Source organism: Caballeronia sp. KNU42, assembly GCF_053760385.1.
The window spans coordinates 1,285,618-1,310,763 of the sequence record NZ_CM132388.1; the positions used below are offsets into that span (position 1 = coordinate 1,285,618).

Annotated in this window: 18 protein-coding genes, 1 tRNA gene and 1 pseudogene; 8 read left to right on the top strand and 12 right to left on the bottom strand. The window is 60.2% G+C overall.

Annotated features, from left to right (window positions below; genetic code table 11):
* Positions 1–13 precede the first annotated feature (13 nt).
* Together ACSOSP_RS05640 and ACSOSP_RS05645 are read right to left on the bottom strand one after the other, a co-directional pair.
* Positions 14–1,324: a M24 family metallopeptidase gene (locus ACSOSP_RS05640; protein ID WP_455310008.1), complete on the bottom strand. Its 1,311-nt coding sequence runs from the start codon at positions 1,322–1,324 to the stop codon at positions 14–16.
* A 313-nt stretch (positions 1,325–1,637) separates the two neighbouring features.
* Positions 1,638–3,677 (bottom strand): oxidoreductase, encoded by a 2,040-nt coding sequence (locus tag ACSOSP_RS05645; protein WP_455310009.1) that lies wholly within the window; start codon positions 3,675–3,677, stop codon positions 1,638–1,640.
* Between the two features lie 275 nt (positions 3,678–3,952).
* On the opposite strand from ACSOSP_RS05645, the gene ACSOSP_RS05650 reads away from it, so the two are divergent.
* Together ACSOSP_RS05650 and ACSOSP_RS05655 are read left to right on the top strand one after the other, a co-directional pair.
* Positions 3,953–4,579 (top strand): TetR/AcrR family transcriptional regulator, encoded by a 627-nt coding sequence (locus ACSOSP_RS05650; protein ID WP_455310010.1) that lies wholly within the window; start codon positions 3,953–3,955, stop codon positions 4,577–4,579.
* A gap of 97 nt (positions 4,580–4,676) precedes the next feature.
* Positions 4,677–4,761, top strand: a tRNA-Leu gene (locus ACSOSP_RS05655).
* 512 nt (positions 4,762–5,273) lie between these two features.
* Here the strand turns inward: ACSOSP_RS05655 and ACSOSP_RS05660 are convergent.
* From ACSOSP_RS05660 to ACSOSP_RS05675, 4 genes are all read right to left on the bottom strand, one after another.
* Entirely contained in the window at positions 5,274–6,008 is a 735-nt protein-coding gene (locus ACSOSP_RS05660; protein ID WP_455310011.1) for a Crp/Fnr family transcriptional regulator, read from the bottom strand.
* An 856-nt stretch (positions 6,009–6,864) separates the two neighbouring features.
* Positions 6,865–7,887: an aldo/keto reductase gene (locus tag ACSOSP_RS05665; RefSeq protein ID WP_455310012.1), complete on the bottom strand. Its 1,023-nt coding sequence runs from the start codon at positions 7,885–7,887 to the stop codon at positions 6,865–6,867.
* A 40-nt stretch (positions 7,888–7,927) separates the two neighbouring features.
* On the bottom strand, positions 7,928–8,794 hold the full coding sequence (locus ACSOSP_RS05670; RefSeq protein WP_455310013.1) for an NmrA family NAD(P)-binding protein: 867 nt from the start codon (positions 8,792–8,794) through the stop codon (positions 7,928–7,930).
* Positions 8,795–8,830: 36 nt separating this feature from the next.
* Positions 8,831–9,157: a DUF4148 domain-containing protein gene (locus tag ACSOSP_RS05675; protein ID WP_455310015.1), complete on the bottom strand. Its 327-nt coding sequence runs from the start codon at positions 9,155–9,157 to the stop codon at positions 8,831–8,833.
* Between the two features lie 170 nt (positions 9,158–9,327).
* On the opposite strand from ACSOSP_RS05675, the gene ACSOSP_RS05680 reads away from it, so the two are divergent.
* Complete coding sequence (locus tag ACSOSP_RS05680; protein ID WP_455310016.1) at positions 9,328–10,242, top strand: LysR family transcriptional regulator; 915 nt, start codon at positions 9,328–9,330, stop codon at positions 10,240–10,242.
* A gap of 144 nt (positions 10,243–10,386) precedes the next feature.
* Here the strand turns inward: ACSOSP_RS05680 and ACSOSP_RS05685 are convergent, their stop codons facing one another.
* On the bottom strand, positions 10,387–11,160 hold the full coding sequence (locus ACSOSP_RS05685) for a hypothetical protein (RefSeq protein ID WP_455310018.1): 774 nt from the start codon (positions 11,158–11,160) through the stop codon (positions 10,387–10,389).
* Between the two features lie 505 nt (positions 11,161–11,665).
* Between ACSOSP_RS05685 and ACSOSP_RS05690 the strand changes: the two are divergent.
* Positions 11,666–11,893 (top strand): annotated as a pseudogene (locus ACSOSP_RS05690) (response regulator); the annotation flags it as partial.
* An 84-nt stretch (positions 11,894–11,977) separates the two neighbouring features.
* On the top strand, positions 11,978–12,505 hold the full coding sequence (locus tag ACSOSP_RS05695; RefSeq protein WP_455310864.1) for a response regulator: 528 nt from the start codon (positions 11,978–11,980) through the stop codon (positions 12,503–12,505).
* A 109-nt stretch (positions 12,506–12,614) separates the two neighbouring features.
* Here ACSOSP_RS05695 and ACSOSP_RS05700 read toward each other — a convergent pair whose 3' ends face one another.
* A complete protein-coding gene (locus ACSOSP_RS05700; protein ID WP_455310019.1) occupies positions 12,615–13,556 on the bottom strand; it encodes a diguanylate cyclase domain-containing protein in 942 nt (313 codons plus the stop codon).
* Positions 13,557–13,559: 3 nt separating this feature from the next.
* A complete protein-coding gene (locus ACSOSP_RS05705) occupies positions 13,560–17,537 on the bottom strand; it encodes a response regulator (protein ID WP_455310020.1) in 3,978 nt (1,325 codons plus the stop codon).
* Between the two features lie 273 nt (positions 17,538–17,810).
* Between ACSOSP_RS05705 and ACSOSP_RS05710 the strand changes: the two genes are divergently transcribed.
* Positions 17,811–18,482 (top strand): cation diffusion facilitator family transporter, encoded by a 672-nt coding sequence (locus ACSOSP_RS05710; RefSeq protein ID WP_455310022.1) that lies wholly within the window; start codon positions 17,811–17,813, stop codon positions 18,480–18,482.
* A gap of 42 nt (positions 18,483–18,524) precedes the next feature.
* Here ACSOSP_RS05710 and ACSOSP_RS05715 read toward each other — a convergent pair whose 3' ends face one another.
* Positions 18,525–20,090 carry a methyl-accepting chemotaxis protein gene (locus ACSOSP_RS05715; protein WP_455310023.1) on the bottom strand — a complete coding sequence of 522 codons (1,566 nt, stop codon included), beginning with the start codon at positions 20,088–20,090 and terminating at the stop codon, positions 18,525–18,527.
* Between the two features lie 430 nt (positions 20,091–20,520).
* Here ACSOSP_RS05715 and ACSOSP_RS05720 point away from each other — a divergent pair, with 430 nt between their 5' ends.
* Positions 20,521–21,618, top strand: a complete 1,098-nt coding sequence (locus ACSOSP_RS05720) for a DNA alkylation repair protein (RefSeq protein WP_455310024.1) — start codon at positions 20,521–20,523, stop codon at positions 21,616–21,618.
* A 3-nt stretch (positions 21,619–21,621) separates the two neighbouring features.
* Here ACSOSP_RS05720 and ACSOSP_RS05725 read toward each other — a convergent pair whose 3' ends face one another.
* Positions 21,622–22,515, bottom strand: coding sequence for a LysR family transcriptional regulator (locus ACSOSP_RS05725; RefSeq protein ID WP_455310025.1), 894 nt, complete (start codon positions 22,513–22,515; stop codon positions 21,622–21,624).
* A 121-nt stretch (positions 22,516–22,636) separates the two neighbouring features.
* Between ACSOSP_RS05725 and ACSOSP_RS05730 the strand changes: the two genes are divergently transcribed.
* A complete protein-coding gene (locus ACSOSP_RS05730; RefSeq protein ID WP_455310026.1) occupies positions 22,637–23,386 on the top strand; it encodes a sulfite exporter TauE/SafE family protein in 750 nt (249 codons plus the stop codon).
* 188 nt (positions 23,387–23,574) lie between these two features.
* On the opposite strand, the gene ACSOSP_RS05735 is transcribed toward ACSOSP_RS05730, so the two are convergent.
* Positions 23,575–24,921 (bottom strand): pyridoxal phosphate-dependent decarboxylase family protein, encoded by a 1,347-nt coding sequence (locus ACSOSP_RS05735; RefSeq protein WP_455310027.1) that lies wholly within the window; start codon positions 24,919–24,921, stop codon positions 23,575–23,577.
* Between the last annotated feature and the right edge of the window lie 225 nt (positions 24,922–25,146).

The following is a 25,146-nucleotide window of genomic DNA, read 5'->3' on the forward strand; positions in this document are numbered from 1 at the left end:
CGGTTAGACGCCGCTATGAGTATGCGTGGATCAGGAGCGGACTCCGAGACAGAACGATCGCACCGTCCGCGGTAATCAGGACCTGCTCCTCAAGCTTGACGCCCTCCTTGCCGCACTGCTCGCCAATGTAGCTCTCCACCGACACGACCATGTTCTCCTGGAAGATTCCGTCGTACCCCCAGGCGTCGAAGTCGACGGCATAGGCGACACTCGGATATTCATCCACCAGCCCGACACCGTGAAGCATCATCATGTAGCGGTTATGCACGTAGCGCTCGGGAACCGGCCAGCATTGTTCTGCAAATTCACGGAACGACAGCCCCGCGCGAAGCAAACCCACGTTGTGCATGATCTGGTCCTCGGCGAAGCCGAGGAGATTTCCCTGACTTGCGGACATCGCGCGGCCTGGACACACAAAACTTCGGGAAATATCGGACAGGTAGCCGCCGGGTCCGACCATATCGGTGTCGAAGCACACCATGTCTCCTGCTTCGATCACCCTGTTCGTTGCATCCTGAAACCACGGATTGGTGCGTGGACCGGAAGTCAGCAAACGGCTTTCAGCCCACTCGCCTCCATGCGCAATGTTCGTCTCGTGCAGGATGCTCCATAACTGGTTTTCGGTCACACCGGCATGAAGCGAATCGACCATGCGCGATATGCCCAGATCGCACACGGCCATCGACACCTCGTGCTGCGCGATTTCCTCCGGCGACTTGATCAGCCGCGCTTGTTCGGTGAGCGGCTGCGCGTCGAACAATTCAATGCCATGCGCCTTCAAGCGCTCGGCTCCCCAGGGCTCGCAGCGATCGACCGCGAGCCGGCGGTTACCCGCGCCGTAGGTTGCTACCAGGTCGGCAATTTCCCTCGCCCATAACGTGGCCTTTTCTTCGACTCTCGGGCCGGCAAGAAAGTACAGCCACGGAATGGCCGGACGTATCTCGTCGATGGTCTCAATGCCTTCGCTGTTGTGCCGGCTGCTAACGAAGTCAAACAGGATGACCGGCCCGTCTGTCGCGATATAGACATAACGACTCGGGGAATGCATGACCCAGAGCCCGAGATTGTTCGTGTCAGTGGCATAGCGGATGTTCAGCGGATCCGCCAGCAGAATTCCGCCGTAGTCATGCAAGCGCAATTGCGCTCGAATTCTCTCAAGACGATATGCACGCAGCGAGCGCCGGTCGATGCTCTCGACTCTTTCAATCAGCGACCGGTCGACGGGCGCGATCTGGTGACCCTTGACCGCCTGATCTTCCCGATACGCGCGGTCATCGCGAGTTCGTTGCGGGGTCAGTCCGGAAAGGCGCGCGTCACGATCCATGATTACGTCCATTCATTTTTGAAGGTCCGCAGCGTGTATGAATTCGTCGAATACCCAAGGCTCGCAAAGGAATCACCACCCTTCTCAATTTGCTATGCGATCACCGACAATTTCAGATTAGTCCCACGTGGAACCAACTGTCAAGGTATCAAAAACGGTGTTTTTGCGTCAATTTCATGGCCACATTTTGAAGCGTTTGCCTAAGAAATAAACTCGCCCGCAGGCTTTCTGGCGGCACCGTAATATGCATGATTATTAGTTATCCAAATCGCTGACCAGGGCAATGGCAGCTTTGATGAAGCTGCCATTGCCCCTACAGATCCTTGACCAGACGAAGCGCATCGTAAATTGCCGCGTGCGTGTTGCGCGCCGACACCGCATCGCCTATGCGAAATAGCTGGAACCTGCCTTCCGGATTGGGCTTGCGTGACTGTTTCGTCCCGCCAATCAGATCGTCGTAGTCCAGCGCGCCGAGGTTGCTCGACATGGGCTTCAGTTCGAAATACAGGTCGTCCATTGGAATGGTTCCGTGATTCACCACGACCTGGTCATGACGCTGCTCGTTGCGGATACCGCCGTAGTCACTGCCCACGACCGCGACAAGCCCGTTATCGTCCCGATGCACCGAAGCGAGCCGATAGGTCACCGTGAACTTCACGTCCAGCTTCTGCAGCGATCGCATATAGGGCACGAGGTTCATGCTCATCACTTCGGGCGAGAACGAGCGGTCCGGCGTCATGATCTCGACCTTCCCGCCGGCTTGCGCGATGATCTCGGCTGCTTGCAATGCAGCGTGGTCGCCGGCGTCGTCGAAGATCAGGACGTTTGAACCCGGCTTGACGTCGCCGGAGATGATGTCCCATGTCGATACAACCAGCTCGTTGCCTTCACGCAAGACGTCGGTGCGAGGCATCCCCCCTGTTGCCACGATCACCACGTCCGGGTCCTCGGCTTGCACGGTCGCCAGTTCGGCCCATGTATTGAACTTGAACTTCACACCGAGCCGCTCGCATTGAGACATCCGCCAATCGATGATGCCAATCATCTCCTTGCGCCGCACGTTCTGCGCGGTCAGGCGGATCTGGCCGCCGGGGTGGTTCGTGGCTTCGAACACGACGACCTCGTGTCCTCGCTCACCGGCCACACGCGCTGCCTCCAGTCCTGCCGGACCCGCGCCCACAATCACAACCTTGCGCCTGGTTGGCGCACGCGCAATGTCGTGCGGCATGGTGATTTCGCGGCCCGTAGCCGCATTGTGAATACAGTACGCCGCGCCACCTTGATAGATACGGTCGAGACAATAGTTCGCGCCCACGCACGGCCGGATATCGTCTTCCCGGCGCTCGATGATCTTGCGAACGATGTGCGGGTCCGTCATGTGCGCGCGCGTCATGCCGACCATGTCGATCTTGCCTGACTCGATAGCGTGCCGCGCCGTCGGCACGTCCTGGATTCGCGCCGCGTGAAAGGTAGGGAACCCGGTCACTTTGCGAATTTCCCCGGCGAAGTCCAGATGCGGAGCGCTTTTCATGCCCTGGATCGGGATGATGTCGGTCAATCCGGCATCGGTTTCCAGATGACCGCGGATCACGTTGAGAAAATCGACGAGGCCGCTATCTTTCAGCTTCTTCGATATGTACAGCCCATCCTCTTTCGTGAGGCCGCCTTCAATGATCTCGTCGGCGGTGTATCGGATACCGAGCAGGAAGTCCGGACCGACGCGTTTGCGCATCGCGGTCAGGACGTCGAACGTGAACTTCATCCGGTTGTCGAGCGAACCGCCGTAAGGCGCATCGAGCGTATTCGTGAGCGGCGACCAGAACTGGTCCATCAAGTGTCCGTAGGCTTCCAGCTCGAGCCCGTCAAGACCCGCCGCCTTCATCCGCTCCGCGGCGTCCGCATAGTCCTTGATGATGCGTTCGATATCCCAATCCTCCAGCTTCTTCGGAAAGGAGCGATGCGCAGGCTCCCGGTTATGCGAGGGAGACACCGCCGGAAGCCAGTCGCCCTTGTCCCAACGCGTCCGCCGCCCGAGGTGCGTCAACTGGATCATCACCGCCGCGCCGTGCTCGTGGCACTCGTCGGCGAGATCCTTCATCCAGTGCACGACCTCATCCTTGTAAGCCAGGACGTTGTTGAACACCGGCGGGCTGTCCTTCGATACCGCAGCCGACCCCGCCGTCATCGTGAGCGCAATGCCCGCCTTGGCGCGCTCGACGTGATACGCGCGGTACTGCTCCTTCGGCATGCCGTCCTCCGCGTACGCCGGCTCGTGCGACGTCGTCATGATGCGGTTGCGGAACGTCAGGTGCTTGATGGTGTAAGGCTGAAGGAGCGGGTCGCTTGACGACATGGCGTGGCCTTTGGCGATTTCGTTGGGGGACGCAATGAAGATTATTCACTCTGTACACCTGTGTCAAGTATCTCGACTACAATGAACATTGAGATGCTGAAGCTATCAGCGGCGCGAGGTCACGCTGCGGGATAAAGGCGAAATACGGAGGAAAGCACTTACAGAGGAAAGCACTTTGACCGATGCCGGTCCGGACGCCAGAATATCGTCGCCTTCCCGATGGACTGCCGCGCTTCAAACCGGCGCTTACGCTTGCTTTAAGGAATCTTTTACCTATGGATCAACCGACTGCGGATGCGGGACGAGGGTCATCGGAAGCGTGGCTCGAGGTCGCTTACGAAAGCCTGCGCGATGCCGGCGTCGAGTCCGTGCGCATCCTTCCGCTGGCCAAGAAGCTGAATCTGTCGAGAACCAGCTTCTACTGGTTTTTCAAGGACCGTGAGGAGCTGTTGGCCGCGCTGCTTGAGCGCTGGCGCGCCAAAAACACCGGCAACTGGGTCAAGCAGACCGAGGCCTACGCCGAAACAATCTGCGAGGCGGTTCTGAACGTGTTTGATTGCTGGCTCGATGACCGGATCTTCGATTCACGCTTTGAAGCCGCTATCCGGAGCTGGGCGCTGCAGTCGCCTGAGATTACTGCCGAGATCCAGGTCGCGGACCAACTTCGCATAGCTGCGCTCACGCAATTGTTCGAGCGTTACGAATATGAACCCATCTCCGCCGATGTGCGCGCGCGAGCAATCTACCTGACGCAGATGGGTTACATTTCGATGAAAAGCGAAGAGGAGCTATCGGTGCGCATGATGCGTATCGCCGAGTACGTCGAGGTCTTTACGGGTCAACGGCCAGAGGAGCGTGAACTCGATCGTTTTTTCGTGCGGCATCACTATCAGGCGGATTGATCTCCCCTGTTTTCCCGCTCCTTTTGATCGATTTCTTGCACGGCCATTGACAGCTTCGAATCGTTCGCTAAAATAGCAGTCTTGGTTGTAGCGGTTGGCCCAGGTGGCGGAATTGGTAGACGCACATGGTTCAGGTCCATGCGCCGCAAGGTGTGGAGGTTCGAGTCCTCTCTTGGGCACCAACAGATAGTCGGAAGAAGTACGAGAAACCCCGTAAAGCCTTGGGCCTGCGGGGTTTTTTGTTTTTGGGCCGATCAGATGTCGTCCAGTAACATCCGGCGTTATTGCGTAAGTACGCGAGGCGTGGCACGGATTCAAGCGTAAGGAATGGGCGGATGAAACCTGCCGCGAAACCGGATTTGTCCTGCGTGAGTATCTGATGCCGGCGTTACGTAACAAATCGATCTCGACGATGTCCACTGCACAGGTCAAGCCCGTTCTCGGAACGATCGCGGTGAAAGCTCTCAACCTCGCATAGAAGGCGTGTCAGTATGTTGGCGGCATCGTCAGTTATCCGAACAGATTGGCGACCCGATATCGTTGTCTCAAAGGCATGGAATCTGATGCCGAGATGTGCACACTCGACTCGCCCTGCTCGGAAGCTCTCAGACGTTCACGCCATTGACGACTGTGAGTTCTAGGCAAGGACGTCTGTCTCCCGCCCATCCAACTCATTTGCCGATCTGCGCAGCACTTAGCAGACTTCCTCGGTCTGGCGCACGCGCGGCAGCATCCGGTCGAACTCACGCTTGACAATGCCATAGCATTCGCACGCACGCGCTTCCAGACCGGCGCGATCGAGCACCTTGATGCAACCACGGCTGTGATGGATCAGACCGGCGTCATGGAGCTTTCCAGCCGCTTCCGTGACCCCTTCGCGACGCACGCCCAGCATGTCGGCGATCATCTGCTGCGTCGCGTGGAATTCGTTGGACGGCGTACGGTCAATCTCGATCAGCAACCAGCGGCACAACTGCTTGCTCAGGGAGTGGTGACGGTTGCACGCAGCGGTCTGCGCGATTTGCGTCAGCAGCGCTTGCATGTACAGCAGCATCAGGCGGCGCAGGAAATCCGAGCGGTTGAACTGTTCGCGCAAGGCGCTGGCGCTCATGCGATACGCGAAGCCCGGGCATTGAACCTGGACGCGTGTCGGCATGGTATCGCCGCCGGTCAGGATAGGAACACCGGTCATGCCTTCACGTCCGATGGCTGCAATTTCCGCCGAGCTGCCGTCTTCCATCGAGTGAAGCAAGGAGATGATGGCCGTCGTCGGGAAATACACGTGATGAATACGCTGCCCCGAATCGCAAAGCAGTTGGCCCGTACGAAGCTGGACGAGTTCGAGATGCGGCGTAAGCGCTTGCCATTCGTGCGCCGGAAGCGCGCCCAACAGATGATTGCCGTGCAGGTCTGATTGAAGATTCAGCATGATGTTTTTCCCTCGATTGCGCTGTGCGCCTTGCTTTTTTATTCCGGTCCGCTGCGCGCCTCGTGATGCATCTGATGGCATCTATCTAAGACATGTAGCGACCGGCCCCGTAGCAGCCCTGTCAATGTCGTTTGTTCGTTTTCAAGTTTCGACATTGGCTAGTGCTGCACCACACATTTAGCGAGGACCGTGCCAGCACGCGCAAACCCAGTACCAGCATAGTGCCCCCCGGAATATGCAGCAGCGCACAGTGGGGCTGGAAACGTTTTTGATTCACTCTTGAACGGTGCACGCTCAAACCGGAGCGATCCGTCCGATTAATCGCGCAAACGCTTTCGTGCGCTCAATCCCTTACTGGAGGCACATCCGGGTTTTGCAACGTCATTTGAAATCGCGCCTTTGCGACCTTCAAACCGCGATCGCATAAGCATTTGTCGGCCGTTTTAAAAGTGATACAGAAATGGTTGTCCGATTTGGCGTGACCCGGACAATGTTCGCTTCTTGAAGGGTCCGGAATCAGCGAACAATCGTGGGCGCGGTCGTAAGGGCGGCGTTCTTACGGCGATGGCAGAGAGGAGATATCAAGACTTGATGGTGATCAAAACCGATGCGTGAAACGCGCGACTTCCACCGTCCTCTGTAAAGGACTCGGTAGCGATCCATGACACGCTAATGTCGCAACACAGCCGGAACGGATGTTTCGCATCGCCCGAGCGGTGTCGAAGGCCGGCGTCCTTTCGGACGGCCGGGACCTTCCCTTGGCGCAGACATCCGGACGGCGCAAGGACCTGGTTACTTCGACAACGGTGATCCGTCGTCCTTTGATCGAGTGACGGGGTTGTCGCTGACCAGGCAATCAGGCCACTACCCGATCCTTGTCGTGGAACTGCTGCATCCAGTAAGGATAGGGCAGCTGCGGCTGCGAAACCTGATTCAGACGTTCGGTCTGCGCTGCGTTCAACGCAATTTGCTGAGCGTCGAGGTTGGCGCTCAGTTGGTCAGGCGTGCGTGCGCCGACTATGACGGAACAGACTTCACGGCGCTGCAGGGTCCAGGCCAATGCCACCTGAGCCGGCGACGCGTTCAACTCCGTTGCAACGTCGCGCAATACATGCACGACAGGATCCGCCTTTGCGGGATCGATCGGCGGAAAATTCAGCCTGGTCCGACGCCCCATTTCGCCGCTGCTTCCCTGCGTGTATTTACCGCTCAGGTACCCGCCCGCGAGCGGACTCCACACCAGAAGCGCAACATCATTCGCCTTTGCCACGGGCGCAATCTCATACTCGACGTCGCGGCTCGTCAGCGCATAGTGAACCTGATTGCTGACAACGCGAACCCGGTGCGTGCGGGCGGTAATGCCCTGCGCGCGCTCCAGATCGCCCGCGCTGAAATTGCACACGCCGATGTGCCTCACCTTTCCCTGCGTGACAAGATCATCCAGCGCGCGAAGCGTTTCTTCGAGCGGCACGAGTTCATCACGGTCGTGCAACTGAAACAGGTCGATATGATCCCGGCCGATACGCCGAAGACTCGTTTCCACTGATCGCATGATGTGCGAACGGCCGAGCCCGACGTCGTTGTGGCCGACGCCTGTGCGCAGCCGGACTTTTGTCGCGACCAGCATGCGCGATTCGTCGAGTCCCAGGTCGGCCAACACCTGACCGACGACCGCTTCGGAGTGCCCTTGCGAATAGGCGTCAGCCGTATCGATCAGGTTGATGCCGCGCTCGACGGCCATCGAGACAAGCCGGGTGGCCTGGGCTCGGTCAAGGCCGGCAATGTCGCCCCAGATTCCAGTACCCGCGCCAAAGGTCATGGCGCCAAGACTAAGACGTGAAATGCGCAGCCCTGAGCTGCCGAGTGTGCTGTATTCCATAACGAACCCCTTGATGAGTAGTAAGCAAATAGCGCCCGTGTTATTCCGCCTGCAAGACGAGGCCTCGCAGAACGGTTTCCAGTTCCACTTCGCCCTTGACGATGTCGGCTTCCTCGCCTTCGAAGGCAATCCAGCCTTCATTGAAGCCGTCGAGCATGCGCATACGCGGCATCGGTTCCTTCATACCTTGGGACCGGAACAGCGACTCCCACGTGTCACGCCGAACGACTTGCGCGACTACTGCGTGGCCAAGAATTCTGGCGAACGTGTCCGCGATGTCGATCGGAGTGACACGCTGCGGCCCCTCCAGCTCGACGACACGCACACCACGCCCTCTCTCCTGAAGCAGCTGTGCGGCGACGCGGCCGACATCTGCCGTGGCGACCATCGGTACAGGCTTGTCGAGCGGTTGCAAAAAGCTGGGAATGGTTCCCGTATCGCGGGCCGGCGCCACATCCCACGCTGCGTTCTCCATGAACCAGCCGGGTCGCAGAAACGTGACGGGCATGGGCAGCGTGCCCAGTGCCTGTTCCATCAGCGTGCGTTGCGTGAGCAGATTGGTCTCGGTGGCCTGCGCGCCAATCGTCGACAGGCAAACGACCTTGGCTGGCGCCGCCGACTGAAGCGCGGCGCGCACGGCCTCGATGACGACACGTGCCTTGGGAAACCCCGGCGACGGATCAAAGTCGGACGGTGGCAGAATGAAGACGCCTTGCGCGCCCTCGAAGGCGGCCGTGAGGGACGCCACGTCGTCCATGTCGGCTGTCACCACTTCACAGCCGCGCTCAGCCCATGAACGTGCCCGGGCGGCATCGCGTACCACCGCGCGTACCGGCTGGCCCGCTGCGAGCAACGTGCGAGCCACCGCGCCGCCGACCTTCCCTGTTATTCCTGTGATTGCATACATTGTCGCTTCTCCCTGGCGTAAATAGTGACGTGCCGATCAGTGACGCGAATAGAGCGAGTCGAACGCTACATGCGTGGTGATGCGGCTGCCCGATGCGGACGAACCGCTGCGTACACCGCCCATGCTGCTGTCAACGTTCGACCCGGCCCCCTTCTGCGAGGCCACAGCCGCTTCGGCTGCCTGAATGTCGGCGGGGTAATGTGGATCATTGGCGCGGCCGGGCCGGTAGCCCACGCCTTCCAGTTGTACGAGCTCTGCGCGCACCTGCGCACGAGTGACAGTCGAGCTGGATTCCTGAGCGTGTGCGGCGACAGGGACGGCGATGGCGGCCGCGATGGCCAGTGCGAAATGACGGGTATTCATGGCAATGCTCCTTGGGATCGTTGAGGTTGAAACGGACCGTTGGGATGCATTGTGGGCAAACGCGAGAAGAAACTAAATGACACGAATGGCACTTATAAAATGACTACGAGTCACTAATGCGTCATAGTGCAGTTTTTGTTCCGACCGATAAATGATCAGGAGGGGCGCCAATGAGAACGTCCAGCGAGAATCTCTCCAGCGGTATCAGCGTCTTTGCGGCCGTCGTCGATGCGGGGACGTTCGCCGCCGCTTCCGAATTGATGGCTATGTCGCCGCCCGGGGTGAGCCGGGCCATCGCCCGACTCGAAAGGCGGCTGAAAATACGGCTCTTCAACCGGACGACCCGCGCCGTTTCCCTGACTGAAGAGGGCCGGCGGTTCTACGAACAGGTCATGCCGCACTTGAGGGGAATGGAGGAAGCGGCTGCAGCCGCGGCAGGCGGCGCCGCGACAGTACGCGGGAAGCTGCGCATCAATCTTGATCCGGCTTTTTTGCGAATCGCCTTGAGCCCGAAGCTCGACGAATTCATGGATGCGCATCCTGAACTTGAACTCGAGTTCATCGCGAGAGATCAGCTCGGCGACCTCATCATGGACGGTTTCGATCTGGCCTTGCGATTTGGCGAACCGCGCTCATCCAGCCTGATTGCGCGAAAGCTCCTGGACACAGCGGTTGTCACAGTCGCAGCACCCTCGTACCTCGCTCGCCGGGGACGGCCGGCGGAGCCTCAAGAACTGGGTCGCGGGCTACACAGGTGTCTCGAGTTCCGGAACCCGGAAACCGGAAAGCCGTATGCGTGGGAGTTTCTTCGCAAGCGCAAGAAGCTTGTTGTCGAGACCAATGGAAGGCTTACGGTGAATGATCCGAGCGCACTGCTCAACGCTTGCCTGGCCGGCTCCGGCGTCGCGCAGATGCTTCTGCTCGGAGCCGAGCCTTTGATCCGGGAGGGTCGGCTTGTCAACCTGTTCCCGGACTGGCCGGATGAGCGCTTCCCGCTCTATGCATACCATCCATCGCGGCACCACACGCCGGCCAAGACGAGGGTATTTCTTGACTTCATCGTTTCTTTGACGAGCACAACTTAGCAAGTTGAGAAGGGACAATGGTCCGGCTTCCATGAGAACCTGGAACGATGCTGACGTCGACCGTCACGAGCCGAATGCAACCTTCTGTCTGGCACGCGGCGGTTCTTCAATCAGCGCCACCCGGGGTCTGCAGTTCGTCAAGCGTCACATCATGCCGCCGGTGGTGCCGCTCGTGCTGCCGGTGCCGGTGCCGGACGAAGGTGTGGCCGTCGCTGCGAGAGGATGAGCGAAACCCGCTGCCGTCAGCAGCGAGACAGCGGCCTGATCGGGCATGCCATTGGTATCGATAGCGCCCGCTCGCGCCAGCGTGTCGAGATCGCCGTCGACGCCTGCTTGCCCAACGTTAAACGGCGTTGTCAGAAACGCCGGCGCCGTCAGCGTAAGCGCGTAGCGCTGTTGCAGATTGGTGACGACCGCCGATTGTGCAGCCAGCACATCGGCCTGGTTTGCGAGCACTTGCTGGAACTGCGCGTTACTCGGGAAGCCGGCGATCAGGCTGGTTTCGTTGGTGCCGAGCTGGGAAGCGAGATAGACAAGCAGCAACTCGGTTTCGGGCGTCGTATTGAAGGTGCCGCCGCCAAACGCCAGCGAATGCAGGCTCGTGGCGCCAGAGGTCACGGTGATGGCGCAAGGAAGCGTGGCGTTGAACGTGATCGCATAGTGGCCGCCACCGTCCGACAAGGCGGAGCCCGAACCCTGCGCACAACTGAAGCTGACCGTCGCGCTGGCGAGCGCAGTGCCGGTAGCCGCCGTGCCGGATATGGAGACACTTGGCACTTCGTTCGGCACCCCATTTCCGCCGCCACAGCCGTTCAGGCCGATACAGGAGTTTCCGCCGCACGCCACGAGCGTGGCGAGCGAAGCGACGCAAATCGCAGCCAGCGCAGGGCGAACGAAACACGCATGGCGAGTGTTCATGGTTGCCTGCCGTTGATAAATCGAGCCAGGGTTATCGGTTCCACATCAAAAGGACCGGCGCCACGTTCAATTCTAGCCCCCGATGCGCCGAGATAAATAGTTGCCGCCTCAGGCACATCGGCGGATCGCCCAATATCTCCATTCCTCAATCTTACGGAATGCGGTCGTCCATTTTTCAATTAACTTCAGTTTAGCGAACCCGTGAACGAATCGCATCTGAGCAACCACAGTAATCGCCCTAAATACAGCCGCTTTGTGGCATTCGATTTTGACACTTAACCAACCGACCGCCCTATATTAGAATGCGGCAAGACTCCCTATTCGCGGCGCGTCAAGATTCGATTTAAGGTCCAATACCACCGCATTTCCCCCGATCAAGCTGCACCCGAATGCCGCATCATGGCGACGTACATTAAAAATCCTGAGGAAGAATCGAATGTCAGCAAACAGTGCGCGACTTCTTTTAGTAGACGACGATCCGTTGACCATTCGAATCATGAGTCAAATGCTCGCCGCGTACCCTGATCAACGGTTCGCCACCTCAGGTGAAGCTGCCATTGAGCTTGCAAAAGATTCCCCTCCCGACCTTATTCTGCTGGATGCGGATATGCCGGGCATGACCGGATTCGATGCATGCGAAGTCCTTAAGGCCGACGCAAATCTGGCGCACATCCCGATTATTTTCGTGACGAGCCATGACGCGCCTGCGCTGGAAGTCGATGCACTGAGACTGGGTGCAGCCGATTACGTCGCGAAACCGCTCGTTGCTGCGCAACTCAAGGCTCGCGTGCGCGCACAACTCCGCGTGAAGCAGATCGTGAAAGATATCGATCGTGACTGCCGGGCGGGCAAGATACGAACCTGGGCGCAGACGCCGGAAAAGCCTGAGCTGCTGATCATCGAAGATGATCTTTCCACTATTCAACTGATGCGGCGAACGCTGGAAAATACAGGCACCCTACATTTTTCGGCCTCCCGCGAAGATGCATTGCGGCAAGCGCACAGCCACCCGCCGACCCTCATTCTTCTCGACACCCATACCGCGCAGAACGACGGGTTTGAAATTTTCGCGGCACTGAAAGCCGAGGCGGTGCTCGAGTATGTGCCTATCGTTTATATCGCGCCGGCGGCCGACATCGACGCTGAACAGCGCGCCCTCGATCTCGGCGCAGCGGATGTCATCGCCAAGCCGTTCAAGGCTGCCATCCTGCAAGCCCGTATCGAAAGCATCATCAATACCGTGCGGCGCATCGAAGCTGAAATTCACGCCACTATTCAATACTGGCAGTCGGCGGACGATGAATCGCGGCAGGCAGTGGCGAACGACCGCAAGCATCCGTTATAAACGGAAGGCTGAATCAGGGCAGTGCCATTGACCGGCGGACTCGTCGTCCGCCATAAAGACTGCGGATCAGCATGCGTGCGCGAGTGGCGCCGCGCAATTCATACCCGGCTCACGCCGTCGTCAACGTACAGACACGCGCACGGCCCGTGCGCTTCGCTTCATAGAGCTGCTGGTCCGAGGCCTTCAACAATAATTCAGGGGTGACAGAGGGCGTCGGCACCATGGACGCAACGCCCAGGGAGATGGTCACCACCTGAGCAACATCGGAGCCCAGATGCTCCACATTCAATTCGCTCACGCGCGTTCGCATTCTTTCCGCCATCGCGCTCGCCCCCGCGAGTTCGGTCTTCGGCAAAAGACAGGCGAACTCCTCACCCCCATATCTGGCCAGCTTGTCATAGGGCCGCCGAAGCGTTTCAACTAGCGCCCTTGCGACAAGTTTCAGGCAAGTGTCACCTGCCTGATGACCATAGCGATCGTTATACAGCTTGAAATAATCGATATCGATCAAAATCAATGAGAGGGGTGCGGTCTCCCTCAGGCACTGACGCCAGTCGGTCTGCAGATCCTCGTCAAATTTGCGGCGGTTCGCAACACCCGTCAAGCCATCGAGCAATGCGCTTGCGCGCAGCAGATCACCCTGCAGCTTCAGGGTCAGGTGGGTGCGCACACGCGCGCGCACGATGACCGGGTTGATAGGTTTCGTGATGAAGTCGACAGCACCCAACCCCAAGGCGATGACTTCATCCGCCTCCTGATTCTGCGAGGTCACGAAGATGATCGGGATGGCGCTGGTCCGCGAGTCGGCCTTGAGACGGCGGCATACCTCATGACCGTCGATATCATCCATCACCACGTCAAGCAGGATGAGATCGGGCAACTCAGCGCGGCAGATCTGTATGGTTTGCGCACCGCTCGTTGCCATGAACACGTCGCACTGGTCGCGAAACAGCTCGTACAGAACACGAATGTTCGTGGGCTGATCGTCGGCAATCAGGATCTTGGGACGGCGATTCGTATGAAGTAACCAGCTTTCCAGAATATGCTCCATATGTCACGACCGCTTCAGCATGTCGCGTGCGCTGAGCGCCGCGACCGCGAAATCCAGTTCCCTTACCTGCGTCAGGAACTGATTGAACTGGACCCGCTGTTCCGGCCCTGTGTGCGCAACCAATGCCTCGGCGAGCGCCACGGCCTGCAAATTCGATGACTCAAGAAATGCCACGATCTCGTTCAGGCGCAGCTTCCATTCTGCTAACGGCCAGGTAACGTCGATGGCGGGCGCCTCGATTGTGTCACCGCCAAATTCGTCCGCCAATGCAGCAACGCTGTCCTGCAGCAGGCTTCTCAGGTCGGCAACGCCCTCTTCAGTGATGACAACGTTCGTTGCCGACACATCGGCGTGGCGCAAGTCATATTCAAGCTGGCCGGCCCGCGCCGCAAGCGCGCGAGCGCCCACCGTTCCCGCGGTCCCTTTGATTGCATGCAGCACCGAGGCTGCACCCAGCGGTTCGCCCTGCGCGATTTGCCGGCTAAGCAACATGAGTTGCTTTTCCGTCTGGGACCCGAAGTTATCCAGGACGCTGTTGATCAGCGCAATATTGCCACCGAAACGCGCAACAATCGATGTTTTCGTTTCAACCAGCGGTTCGGCAAACTCTTCCGCTGCGGATGGGTCTTGATCAGGTGCTTGATTGGCCTCGATCACGAGCGGGAATTTTTTCCCATCAATTTGAGCGTGCAGGACCGACACCAGCCGCTCGACATCGATCGGTTTGCCCACGTGATCGTTCATGCCGGCATCGAGACACGCTTGCCGATCGGCGTTCGATGCATTCGCCGTCATCGCGACAATGGGTAGCGCGGCGCAGCGTGGATTCTTGCGAATGCGCCGTGTCGCTTCGAAGCCGTCGATGTCCGGCATCTGGATATCCATCAGGACTGCATCGAACGGAATGCCTGCCGTCGTCGCCCTTCTCACGCCTTCGATTCCACCCTCGGCCAGTTGCACCTGAGCGCCCTCCGCTCTCAGCACCCCTTCGGCGACCTGACGGTTCACGGCGTTGTCTTCAACCACGAGCAGATTGAGCCCGGCCAGGCGGGCAGCAGGTTTGGAAGCCGGCTCCTGAAGCTCGGGTTGAGGTTTACCCGCAGCGCTCATCGCGCGCAGTACAACGTCGCTCAGTTGCCTCGGCGTGATCGGTTTGGTCAGGAAGCCCGCGAACGGCGCCTCGCCGGCATCGCGAGCCTCAGCCAGCACTTCGCGCCCATAAGCGGTGACCATGACGACCACCGGAAGAGGCTGGCCGTCTTTCGCCCCGCGAATGAGCTTTGCCGCGTTCAGTCCATCGAGGTCCGGCATGCGCCAATCCATCAGCACCACGTCGTAAGGCTGCTCCGCGTGCACCGATTCGCTGATCTTCCTGACTGCGTCGATACCACCGCAAACAAAGTCCGCGTGCCATCCGAGCGTCGCCACCGTCCGCACCAGCAGCTCTCCCGCCATCTGATTGTCGTCGGCCACCAGCAACCGCAAAGGCCGGTCGATGACAGGCGCAGTGACGGCAGGGTTCGCGGCATCGACGCCCAGCGTGATGTCGAACCAGAACCGGCTGCCTACACCCACTTCGCTTTCGACCTGAAGGTCGCCGCCCATTAATCCGACCAGGCGCTTGCAGATGACCAATCCGAGGCCCGACCCGCCGAAACGGCGTGTTGTCGACGTCTCGGCCTGCGTGAAGCCCTCGAAAATACGTGCGGTCTGCTCGCGGCTGATGCCGATGCCGCTATCCGATACCGCAATCCGTACGCGCACCGCTGCATCCTCGCGTTGCAGCAACTCGACGCTGACGATGACTTGTCCGCTCAGCGTGAATTTGAGTGCGTTGCCGGCCAGATTGATCAGGACCTGCTGCAGCCGAAGGCTATCTCCGATCAACGAATTGGGCAGCGCGGAATCCAGGTCGAACAAAACTTCGACGTTCTTGTCGCCCTGGTTGCCGGACAGGACCACGCCCAGGTCCTGCATCAACGGCTCCAGCTCGAACGGATGCACATCGAGTTGCAGCTTGCCTGCGTCGATCTTCGAGTAGTCGAGAATGTCGTTAAGCAGGCTAAGCAGCGACTTCGCCGCTGTCTGCGCCTTGCCGACGTAGTCGCGCTGACGCAGATTGAGATTGCTTAGCTGTACGAGATGCAGCATGCCCAATACTGCATTCATCGGGGTGCGAATCTCGTGGCTCATGTTCGCGAGGAACGAAGACTTCGCAGCGCTCGCCGCGTCAGCCTGCTCCTTCGCCTCACGCAAGCGCAGTTCCAGTTGATGCTGGTCGGTAATGTCGCGGTTGATCCCGGTCATGACGGCCGGCGCGCCGCTCGCGTCCCGTTCGAGCCGGATGCGCGACTGAATGTAACGGATCTGCCCACCTGGAAGCACGATTCGAAAGAGCGGAAGCTCGCTGCCGTTCCCATCGATCGCCGCGGTAAGCGAATGCATGGTGGCGTCGATGTCCTCAGGATGCACGCGCATGCGCCAGTGATCGAAATTCAACCCGCTGCCGAGCAGCGACTTCGGTTGTTCGTAGATATCGAACATGCGCGCGTTCCAGTGAAGCGCGTTGTCCGCCAGGTCCCAGGACCAGATGCCAAGCTCTGCCGTTTGGGCTGCCAGTAACAACTGGTCCCGCGTGGCGGCCAGCGCCGTGCGTTGTCCGTGCTGTTCAGTGAGATCCGTGATGACGCAGACGAAACAAACCTCGCCCGCGACGACCATCGGGGCAGTGGAAACGTGCGCCGGGAAGACCGAGCCGTCCTTGCGCAATCCCGCCAATTCCCGGCCGCTGCCGGCGCCCGTCCTGCCTTGTTGTGCAAACTGGGCGACGTAATCGTCATAGGCATCGACGAAGCTATCTGGAACGAGCGTCCTGATGTTCTGCCCGACCAGCTCATGCGATGCGTAGCCGAAGGCTTTTTCACCGGCCGGATTGAGCGAGCGCACGACACCGCCGCCATCGATGGTGATGATCGGGTTGATCGCCGTATCAAGAATGGCACGCGTCATATCGAGGCTTGCCGCGAGCCGCTCTTCCGCCGCAGTCCTCAACCCGATGAGCCGGATGAGGCGAAAACCGAAAAACGCCAGCGCGATAACCAGCACGCCTACACCAACCGAATGCCAAAGCGTGTCGGACCACCACCCCGCCAATATTTCTTGCTGCGACAAAGCTGCGGCGACGAACAGCGGGTAGTCCTGCAAGCTTCGAAAGCTATTGAGCCGTACCACGCCATCCTGCGATGACTTCGTCAGGAACGTTCCCGACCTGGCCAGTTCGTGGGCGTGGAAAAGAACGGTCTCCGATACGTCTGCCCCCAGAAAGCGGCTTTCGAACGGCCTGCGCACGACCATTCGCCCGTTATCGAGTATCAGCGCCGCGGCGCCGCCGTGCCCGATATCCAGGCTGCTGTAAAACCGCAAGAAGAAGTCGATGTCGATTGTCGCCACGACGACGCCGGCGAAATTACCGTGGGCGTCGTCAATTCGCCGCGACACGGGCACGGTCCACTTTCCGGTCGTACGGCTGAGCAAGGGCACGCCAACGCGTACACCGCGATCCGGGTGGCTCTGATGAAAGACAAAATAATCCCTGTCCGCGTTGTTATAGCTGCGCAATTTCCCGGGCTCTGCGCTTACGATCAGCTGACCGGTCCGGTCAAAAACAAACAAGCCGTTGAGTTGCGGCAGTTGGGCGAGGCGGGACGAAAATAATTGGCGGAGCCGTTCAAGGGCAGCCGGGCTGGTGCCGTCGTGTTCAACCCGCTCGACGGTACCCATGATGGCGGTGTCGGACTCTTTGATCGTGTCGTTCGCGTGCTGCGCCATCGCGCGGGCGAGATTCGTCGTGGCCGACGTCATTTCCTTCAACTGCACTTGACGGGCTGCAAGACTGCGCCAGATATCCGTGCCTACGAGCAACGCGCAGACCACGACGATAAACGCAGTCATCCGGAACGTGAGCGAATGCTGTTTTGCCACTGTACGACCTCAAAGAATGCAAGCTGTTGCAAGACTGGTATAGGACTTTACGGCAAGAGCGGATAGCACTTGAGGAAATAGCCGAATCTCCTGGAGCGGATAAACCGCGATGACGCCCTGCTCATCGCTGCTGAACGTTCGTCCGGGCCGGCGTTGTAAGCGCCGGAGCGGTTCTCGCGACTGCCTGGCCCGCTCCCTCGCACGGCCCCTTGTCATATCTTCGCCACGTAGGGGGGTTACGGTGCTGTACCCACACTAATAATCCCCTCCACGATGTCGTCGACGTCCGAGCACGGCCGCGAGAAGCAGGATGCCGCCTTCAAGGCGGCCAAGGTAAGCGTGCTGCTGAACGCGGCCTTGATGACGATGCAGATTGTGATCGGCTGGCTGGCTTACTCGGACGGATTGCTCGCCGACGGCGTGCATACGCTGGCGGACCTGGCCGCGGACGGAATGGTGCTCGCGGTCTTGCGCCTGAGCGCTACCGCGGTGCACCGAAGCGCCAGAGAGCAATGCGATCGATACGAAACCATCGGGTCGCTGCTGATCTCCTTTCTGCTGATCGCGACGGGAATGGAGACGCTGTGGAGCAGTCTCGGGCACGTGGCCGGCGAGGCTACTGCTTCAGGCGTTCACGCAAGTGCACTGGTCGTGGCGGTGTTCGTGATCGTCGCCAAGGAAGCGCTGTTTCGCTACATCATGTCCGTGGCGAAACGGACCCGCTCCAGCATTCTCGTGGCGAGCGCCTGGCACGCGCGCTCGGACGCCATCTCGGCGCTGATCGCCGCAGTGGGGATTCTGGGCAGCATGGCGGGGCTCGCGATATCGGATCGTCTGGCCGCTGCGGTCATCGGCATCATGATCGCGCGGATGGGCTTCAACCTCGGCCGGAAAGCCTTCAAGGACTCGTTCGATCGCCCCGCGAGCGAAACCGCCGGGCAATGACCCGGCTGAGTGCCCAGGATGTCAGCGTACCCGCTTCAGTCCTCAGTACCGCGTCACCCTTGCCTCGTCCGGGATCTTGAACACGGATACCGCAGCCTTCAGGTGGCGCGTCTGCTCGTGCAGCGAAGCCGCCGCCGACGCCGCCTGCTCCACCAGCGCCGCGTTCTGTTGCGTCATTTCATCCATCTGCACGACCGCCTGATTGACCTGTTCGATGCCCGTGCTTTGCTCGAGCGACGAGGCGCTGATTTCCGCCATCATCTGCGTGAGGCGCGAGATTGACGTCGATACCTCGCGCATCGACTCACCCGCACGGCCCGCGAGCGCCGAACCATCGTTCACCTGCGAGACCGATTCGCCGATCAGCTCCTTGATCTCCTTCGCCGATTGCGCGCTGCGTTGCGCAAGGCCGCGCACCTCGCTCGCCACGACCGCGAATCCACGACCCTGCTCACCCGCGCGCGCCGCCTCGACGGCCGCGTTCAACGCAAGAATGTTGGTCTGGAACGCAATGCCGTCGATCACCGAGATGATCTGCGCAATCTTGTCCGAGCTCCTCGCGATGCTGGTCATCTTCTCGACCACCTGATCGACCACGCCCGTGCCGCGTGATGTCGCCGTCAGCGCGTCGCCTGCAAGGCTGTTCGCATCGCGGGCATGCTCGGCGTTCTGGCGCACTGTTGCGGTCAGCTCCTCCATGCTCGATGCAGTCTCTTCCAGCGACGCGGCCTGGTTCTCCGTGCGAGCCGACAGGTCCGCGTTACCGGTGGCGATTTCATCGGCGCCCAGATTGATCGAGTCCGACGACTCGCGCACGGTCTTCACCGTGTGCGCGACGCTTGCCTGCATCGACGCGAGACCGGCGAACAAGCGGCCAATTTCGTTGGTGCCGCGATCGGCAATGTGCTCGTCGAGCTTGCCCTCGGCAATCCGTTCGAAGTGTCGGCCGGCTTCCTCGAGCGGGGCGACCACGGCGCGGCGCAACGCGACGTGTACGAACGCGACGCCCGCCACGAGCAGCACGAAAATCGCCAGGCCAACGCCGCGGAAAAGGCCAAGCCGGGCATCGATGGAATTCAGGTACGACTGGCTCGCGGCGTCGCCGAAGCGGGCGAAGTTTTGTTGCTCGGCGAGATAGCGGTCCTGGAAGCCTTGAGTTGGCTGATCGAGGAACGCCTGGAGATTGTTGGCGTCGAGGTACTGGGTCAGTTCACTCAGCGCACCGTGATACGCCTGGAATTTTTCCTGCAACGCAGCCGTGCGCGCCGTGTTTTCATCGCCGGTTTTTGGCGCGTTGACGAAGGCTGCAAATGACTTGTCAGCTTGCGCCAACTGCTCGCGCGCATGCTGGACGATGTCGGCCGGTTCCGTGCCGCCACGCGCCATGCGCGTGCCTGCGCGCGACAGGTTGATGCGCGCGTCCATCAGGCGCTGGGTGGTTTCATTGACCTCGTTGACTTGCTTGAGCGCGATGTTCGACAGGTTGCCGACATCGTCGTGAGTGGCGGTAAGCGACCAGAAACCAAGCCCTTCCGTTACGACCTGGAAAAGACAGAACACGACCAGGACGAGCAGCAGGCCGGTAGAAACACTCGCTTTTTTAAGCATATTTTGACGACTCTTCGTAACGTTGAATTCGATATGGCCCTTCAACTTGTCTTAGCGCGTCAAACAATAAATATCTATGCAGCACCCATCCACCGGACTCGTTCGCGGCAGCACGAACGGAGCAGGAGAGTCATAGGGCGCGGGTCGAAAATGCTATTGCAGGATGGTCGTCGAGTGATCTAATCGAGTGGACTAAGACAGCGTTGAAACCTGACAGGCCGGCCTCTTGTTAACGGCGGCATCAGCGGATACTTAAGCTTGGGAAATGGCTCGACAGGATTTGAATTGCTGGTGAACCGGCCCTTGAAACGCTGCTCCTGACAAGATCTGACAGAGGCAGCAGATACACTCCCTTTCCGGCGTTGCGAGAGGCACCCCCATCACCAGCCGCCTGCAGCTCCATGCCAATTCCAACAAGAAAACGATAACGATGCCGGACACCGAAAACACTGCACTGAAAGAGATTTTCAACGAGCGCCGATTCCGCGACATGGCGCTCGACGTCAAAGCGGTTTATCCCCCATTCGACACCCGGCGCTTCCTCAAGATCTCGCTAGCCGGGCTCGACGACCTGACGCTGATGCAGCGCCTGCGCCGCATGACCCAGGCGCTCCATGCAACGCTGCCTGCCAACTACGCCCAAGCGCTCGAGGTTCTTCGTGCGCTGGCACAGCGTATCGAGAAGGGCTTCGCCACGCTGGTCCTTCCCGACTACGTCGGGCAATACGGCCTGGACGACTTCGACGAATCGATGGACGCGCTCAAGTCTTTCACGGCCCTGGGTTCATCCGAGTTCGCGGTGCGCGAATTCCTGCGCAAGGACCTGAAGCGAGCGCTGGCCATCATGAAAGTCTGGTCACGCGATGCCAGCGAGGACGTGCGGCGCCTCGCGAGTGAAGGCAGCCGTCCGCGCTTGCCATGGTCTTTCCGTCTCGACGCAATCCTGATCGATCCTTCGCTGGCTGCGCCGATCCTGGAGAACCTGCGCTCGGACTCGAGCCTTTATGTCCGCAAGTCGGTCGCCAATCATCTGAACGATGTGACCAAATCGCATCCCGAGTGGGTGCTCGACCGGCTGGCGACGTGGCCGATCGAAAACGCTCACACGGCCTGGATCGCAAAACGCGCGCTGCGCTCCCTGATCAAGGCCGGCAACGGCCGGGCGTTGGCCGTGATCGGCGCGGGCGGCGTGCCTGACGTGAAGCTCAGCAAGTTCGCGGTGACGCCACGCCAGGTTGCATTGGGCGAGCGTGTGACGTTGTCGTTCGACCTTGCGTCCAGGTCTCCGGAAAGCCAGCGGCTTGTGATCGACTACAGGATGCATTACGTGAAGAAGTCGGGCGTGACGGCCGCGAAGGTATTCAAGCTCAAGGAGTTCACACTCGACGGCGGGCAAAAGGTAGCGATAGAACGCACGCAGGACATCCGTGACTTCACTACGCGCGTCCATTACGCCGGGCGGCACGATGTCGAAATCCTGGTGAACGGGGTATGCCTTGCGAAGGGATATTTCGATCTGAGCTGCTGACGTTCATGCATCAGGCGCCGTTACAAGCGCCTCGACCAGCGCGCGCTCCGGCCGTTGCAACGCCTCCAGATTGCGCACGCAGATCAGGAGTTCGCGCGTGGCCCATCGGTCGGTCAACTCCACCGTGTGCACCCCAGGCGTCCCACGATACCGCCTGGCGGCCGTCGCCGGCACGATCCCCAGTCCGGCCCCTTGCTCGACCATGCTGCAGATGTTGTCGAAGGTCCGCACCCGCGCGCGAAAGTAGAAAGGCTGCCCGGCAAACAGCGCCTGCTCGCCCAGATACTCCTGCAGTGCACTCCCGGCGCTCAACCCGATGAAATCTTCCTCGACCACGTCTCTTAGCGCGACACGACGACGCCCGCTGAGCGCGGAATCGCGCCCGGCGATCAGGACCAGCTTGTCGGTGGCGAATGGAAACGTCTGCAGCATCCCGTGCTCGACCGCATCGGAAACAATGCCTATCTCCGCGGAACCGTTAAGGACTGCCTTGACCGTCTCGGAACTCTGGCGCTCCTTCAAATCGATGTGCACGCCGGGATTGTTCCGAAGAAATCCGCCCAGGGGACGAGGCAGGAATTCCGTCACGGCCGCGGTATTCGCCCACACCCGCACACGCGTTCTGCGAGCCTCCGAGTGCTCCCCCAACTCACCCTGCATTCGTGCGATCTGACCGAGGACCAGGCGCGCGTGGTGCGCCAGCGTCTCCCCTGCCGGCGTGGACTCGACGCCACGGCGGCCTCGCTCCAGCAGCGGCAGCCCCAGCGCCTCCTCCATGCCGCGCAAACGGGCGCTGGCGGACGGCAAGGACATGTTCGCCTGAGCCGCGCCATGCGTGATGCTGCCTGTTTCGAGGATGGACAGGAATAGCCGCAGGTCTATCAGGTCGAAGCGCATGGCCGGGCAAACTTGGTTGGTCAGCCTTAGTTATACCCTAAGGCACAGTACAGATCTTCCGCATTGTGGCCGTTGCGAATCTGGGGAGAATGAAGGCAGATCATTTTCCTGCGAACCTTCAATGACCTCTGCTGACACCGCGCGCGTCGCTGCCATTGCGCTGACCTTCCTGATGGCCGGCACCGTAAAGGGCGTCACAGGCATGGGCCTGCCGACCGTGGCAATGGGTGTGCTCGGAACGCTCATGCTGCCCGCCGAGGCGGCCTGCCTGCTGATCCTGCCGTCGTTCATCACCAACGTGTGGCAGCTTCTTGCAGGCCCCCGCCTGGGTGTGCTTGTCAGGCGCCTGTGGTTGATGATGGCGGGAATCGTGATCGGTACCGTGGTTGCGGCTTCGTTCATTGCCGGCAGCGGCGGCGGGTGGGCTGTCACCGGGCTTGGCGCCGCACTGACGCTTTACGCGGCCTCCGGACTGCTGTCCTGGCGCTTGCGCGTACCGGCACGGCATGAGCCGCGCCTGTCGCCCGTCATTGGCGTGGTGACGGGTCTGGTCACGGGAGGAACAGGTGTTTTCGTCATACCGGCGGTCCCGTATCTTCAAGCGCTTGATCTAAAAAAAGAAGATCTCGTCCAGGCCCTCGGACTATCATTTACCGTATCGACCGTGGCCTTGGCAATCGGGCTTGCCCGAGCAAGCGCGTTCACAACAGCCGATCTCACGAGCTCGCTGCTCGCCGTCTTCCCTGCCCTGTGCGGCATGTGGATCGGCCAACACATACGTGGCCATATCAGCCCCGCGACCTTCCGCCGATGGTTCTTTATCTGCATGCTGGCGCTCGGTCTTCAATTGCTGTTACGGCATTTGATTTAAGCGTTGAGTCGGAAGCATGTAATCGGCTCGGCTCTCTGGGAGATCTGTCGCGATGCTCTCGCCGTTACTCGAAACATTGGGCGCGCTGGCCGTATTGGCGAGCCTCGTGATCAACCTTCGTGCGCTGCTCAAACGTCACCGCTAGCCTGGGCAAATCGCGCCGGATAGTGCGATGACTGCCGCCTTGGTTAGTGTGACTTAGCAATCCCCGTCAACAATTGAACGAGCGCGTCCGCTTCATGTTCGGTTGTCCGCCAGGACGACACGCTGATCCGGAATGCCGGCCGCCCCTGCCAGACGGTCGCACCAAACCAGGCCTCGCCGGATGCCTGAACGGCTTCACGGGCGGCGACCGTGAGTTCATCGGTATGCGCCCGAACGAGGATCTGGTTGAGCGTGACGCGGTTCAGTATGTCGAATCCCGCTTGCTCAAGACCCTGCGCAATGCGGCGCGCCAGCGCACAATGCTTGTTCACCATCGAGGCCACGCCTTCACGCCCTAACGAGCGCAACGCGGCCCACACCGGTATGCCGCGAGCCCTTCGCGAGAACTCGAGCGTCAGGTTTTTCTGGGCGTCTCTCGCCCCGCTTAAATAGACCGCATCGCTGTTCATGGCCGCGGCGAGCGCTTCGCTATCGCGGCAGATTGCCATCGCGCAGTCGTAGGGTGTGTTCAGCCATTTATGGGCATCGGTCGTCCAGCTATCGGCGCCTTCGATCCCTTTCGTCAATTCCGCGTGGGAGGACGCACGTGCCCACATGCCGAACGCAGCGTCAACATGAACCCAGGCGCCGGCGGCGTTGGCCCGGGGAATGAGTTCGTCGAACGGATCGAATTCGCCCGTGTTGACCTCACCCGCCTGCAAACACAGGATGGTCATGTCATCGAGCGGCGGCAAACGTTCCGGGTCCACCTGCCCATGTTGATTGACCGGCGCGAACACTATCCTGTTCATGCCGAAACCAAGCAAACGGAGCGCTTTTTTCACGGTGATATGCACAAGCTCGGACACCACGACCCTGACCTCGGGAGAACCTGTCAGGCCGTCGTTGTCGAAGTCCCAGCCCTTGCGTGCAAGCAGCACGCGACGCGCTGCGGCAAGGCAACTGAGCGTGCACGCCGTCGCGCTGGTTCCGAACCCCACGGCGCTTTCGCGTGGTAAATCCAGCACCTCCAGCACCCAGCCCGCCGCAACGCGTTCAAGCGTGGCCGCAACCGGGGAGTTGTCGAACGACGATGCGCATTGGTCCCATGCCAGCATCAGCCGTTCTGCGGCGGCAGCGGCAGGTAATGCAGCGCCGATCACGAAGCCGAAGTAATTTGGCCCGTTCGATACCACCGTGCCAGGCGAACCGATATCGTCCAGCATCCGCAGCACGTCTTCTGGCGCATACCCGCGTGCCGGCAGCGGCTCGTTGAATGCGGCAAGCGCCTGAAGCGCCGCTTGATCGGGGAACACGCGGCGTTCCGGGATGGACTCGGTATAGCGCCGGGCGCGGTCATCGGCTTCGGTCAGCAGGGTTAGCTCGTTCATGGACGTTGTCTTTGAGGTATTCAGCGGTGCATACCGGCTTGCGGTATTCGCCAAGCATGTATCGCAATGTCAACCGTCAGAATACCAGTGCCTGCAGGCTCGTGCCGGCGCCGGGCAAGCGAACTCTCCAACCCACACTCTCATCGCAGCGACCCACGTCAAGAACACGACGGTCGATGCCCGATTGCTCCCCCGGCGTCCGGCCGTTAAACGAAATACTGAAAT